This window comes from Streptantibioticus rubrisoli (assembly GCF_024436055.1).
Lineage (GTDB): Bacteria > Actinomycetota > Actinomycetes > Streptomycetales > Streptomycetaceae > Streptantibioticus_A > Streptantibioticus_A rubrisoli.
Genome location: NZ_JANFNH010000094.1, coordinates 1 through 3,477 on the forward strand (window position 1 = coordinate 1; position 3,477 = coordinate 3,477).

The following is a 3,477-nucleotide window of genomic DNA, read 5'->3' on the forward strand; positions in this document are numbered from 1 at the left end:
GAACCACATCAACCCGGTCCAACGACGGCGCACCCTCAACCCCCCGCAGCACATCGACCAACGACCAATCAGTAAACGGTGCCAACGCCGCCGCACACTCATCGATCCGAGCAGCGAACACCGGTGAAGCGTCCAACAACGCAACGGCCATGCCTACCCATTGCGACCCCTGTCCGGGGAACAGGAAGACCCCTTGGCCCCCGACTGCGGCCCCCTCAACGAGGTTTGGCAGGCTCGCGCCCCGGGCCAGCGCGTCCAGTCCGCGCTGGAAGTCAGCGCGGTCCCGGCCGACCAGTACCGCGCGGTGGTCGAGTGCGGCCCGGGTGGTGGCCAGTGAGTAGCCGATGTCCGTGGTCCGCAGGTCACCGTGGGTGCCGAGGTGGGCGAGCAGCCGCTCGGCCTGTCCGCGAAGCGCCGCCTCGTTCCTGCCGGACAGCACCCATGGCACGACCGGCGCGGCATCGGGTGTCTCCTGGAGGGTCTCCTTCTCGACGGTAGGGGCCTGTTCGAGTACGGCGTGCGCGTTCGTCCCGCTGAACCCGAACGACGACACGCCCGCCCGGCGCGGACGGCCGTTCTCGGGCCACTCACGCGCCTCGGTCAACAGCTCGACCGCGCCCGCCGACCAGTCGACGTGCGGTGTCGGCTCGGCGATGTGCAGCGACTTGGGCAGCACACCGTGCCGCATCGCCAACACCATCTTCATCACGCCGGCGACACCCGCCGCCGCCTGCGCATGGCCGATGTTGGACTTGATCGAACCCAACAACAACGGGCGGTCCCGGTCCTGGCCATAGGTGGCCAGCAGTGCCTGCGCCTCGATCGGGTCACCGAGCGAGGTGCCGGTGCCGTGCGCCTCGACGACATCCACGTCGGCGGGGCTGAGCCGGGCGTTCGCCAGGGCCTGGCGGATCACCCGCTGCTGCGAGGGGCCGTTCGGTGCCGTCAGGCCGTTGCTGGCGCCGTCCTGGTTGACGGCGGTGCCCCGTACGACCGCCAGCACCGCGTGGCCGTTGCGCTGGGCGTCCGACAGCCGCTCGACCAGCAGCATGCCCACGCCCTCGGCCGGGGAGAACCCGTCAGCGTCCGACGAGAACGCCTTGCAGCGGCCGTCGGTGGAAAGCCCGCGCTGGCGGCTGAACTCGATGAAGGTGCCCGGCGTCGACATCACCGTCACACCACCCGCGAGCGCCAGCTCGCATTCGCCGTTGCGCAGCGCCTGGACCGCCAGGTGCAGCGCCACCAGCGAGGCCGAGCACGCCGTGTCCACGGTGACCGCCGGGCCCTCAAGCCCGAAGGTGTACGACAGACGGCCGGAGACCACGCTTCCGGCGGTGCCGGTCGCCAGATGGCCCTCGAAGCCCTCGCCGCTGCCCTGCATCAACATCGAGTAGTCGGAACCGTTGGTGCCGACGAAGACACCGGACTGGCTGCCGCGCAGCGTCGCCGGGTCGATCCCGGCCCGCTCGAACGCCTCCCACGAGGTTTCCAGCAGCAGCCGCTGCTGCGGATCCATCGCCAGCGCCTCACGCGGCGAGATACCGAAGAACGCCGAGTCGAACCGCGCCGCGTCGCTGAGAAAACCGCCCTCGCGGGTGTACGAGGTGCCCTGCGCGTCCGGATCGGGGTCGTACAGCGCCTCGACGTCCCAGCCACGGTCCAGCGGGAAGCCGCTCAGCGCGTCGCCGCCCGACTCCAGCAACCCCCACAGCTCCTCCGGCGACCGCACGTCCCCGGGGAACCGGCAGCTCATCGCCACGATCGCGATGGGCTCGTCACTCGCGGTGGCGGCAGCGGTCGGCAGCGGGGCTGGTAGCGCGCCCTGCTCACCGGAGAGTTCGGTACGCAGGTACCTGGCTAGGGCGGTCGGTGTCGGGTAGTCGAAGATCAGGGTCGGCGGCAGCCGCAGCGCCGTCGCGCCGTTCAGCCGGTTGCGCAGCTCCACGGCGGTCAGCGAGTCGAAGCCCAGCTCCTTGAACGCCCGGTTCGGCTCCACCGCCTCCGCGCCCTGGTAGCCGAGCACGGACGCGACCGCGCCGCGCACCAACTCCAGTAGCAGCCGCTCCTGTTCGGTTGCCGCGAGGCCCGTGAGCTTCTGTACGAGGGCCGCGCCGCCAGCCGCCTCCTCCTCGGCGTCGGTGCGCAGCGACTCCATCACCGCGCGGGCCTCGGGCAGGTCGTGCAGCAGCGGACGCGGGCGGCCGGAGGTGAAGGCCAGCACGAAGCGCTTCCACTCCATGTCGGCCACGGTCAGCGTGGTCTCGTCCCGGTCCAGGGCGTGCTGCAGCGCGGTGACCGCGAGTTCCGGTGCCATCTCCAGCACACCGTGGCGGCGCATACGGTCACCGACAGCGCCCTCCGCCATTCCGCCGTCACCCCACGGGCCCCACGCCACAGAGGTGGCGGGCAGCCCGGCGGCGCGCCGGTACTCGGCGAAGGCGTCCAGGAACGCGTTCCCCGGCGCGTAGTTGCCCTGTCCCGGGGCGCCGAACGTCGCCGCGAAGGACGAGAACATCACGAACGCCGACAGATCCAGGTCACGCGTCAACTCGTGCAGGTTGAGCGTGGCGTCCACCTTGACCCGCAGCACCCGGTCGAGCTGCTCGGGGGTGAGCGCCTCGATGACCGCGTCGTCCAGTACGGCGGCGGTGTGCACGACGGCGGTGAGCGGACGGTCGGCGGGAATGTCGGCGAGCAGTGCGGCCAGCGCGTCCCGGTCGGCCACATCGCAGGCCGCGATCGTGGCTTCGGCGCCCAACTCCGCCAGCTCGTCACGTAGTTCGGCGGCACCGGGGGCGTCCAGGCCGCGGCGGCTGGTCAGTACGAGGTGCCGGGCACCGGTACCCGCGAGGTGGCGGGCGACGTGCGCGCCGAGTGCCCCGGTGCCGCCGGTGACCAGGACGGTGCCGTCCGGCCGCCAGGTGCGCACGGCGGGCGTCTGCGCCAGGGAGGCACGCACCAGCCTGCGGGCGTACAGCCCGGAGGGCCGCACCGCGACCTGGTCCTCACTGTCGGTCCCGGCCAGCGCCGCCACGATCCGGCCCAGCACACGGTCGTCGGCGGCCTCGGGCAGGTCCACCAGACCGCCCCAGCGCTCACCTTGCTCCAGCGCCACGACCCGGCCAAGGCCCCACACCAGCGCCTGCGCGGGGTCCGCCAGCCGCTCGGTGCGGTTGACGGCCACCGCACCACGCGTGGCCAGCCACAGCGGCGCGTCGATCCCGGCATCGCCCAGCGCCTGCACCAGCGCCATGGACACGTGCAGCGGCTGCTGGGTGTCCAGCGCCAGCAGCGACAACACACCGGCGAAGGGGGTGCCTTCAGCCGCGAGTGCCTCGGTCAGCGACTTTCGGTCGGTGGCGGTCGGGGTCAACTGGTGTACGGTCGCGCCGCGTTCGGTGAGTGTGCGGGTGATGTCGTGGGTGGCCGTGTTCTCGGGTGCGATGAGCAGCCAGGTGCCGGTGAGCCGGGCCGTGC

At 72.0% G+C, this 3,477-nt stretch carries 1 protein-coding gene; it reads right to left on the bottom strand.

Annotation, left to right across the window (positions count from 1 at the left end):
• Positions 1–3,477: type I polyketide synthase (locus NON19_RS32955; RefSeq protein ID WP_255932953.1), on the bottom strand; the 3,477-nt coding region annotated here is incomplete at both ends.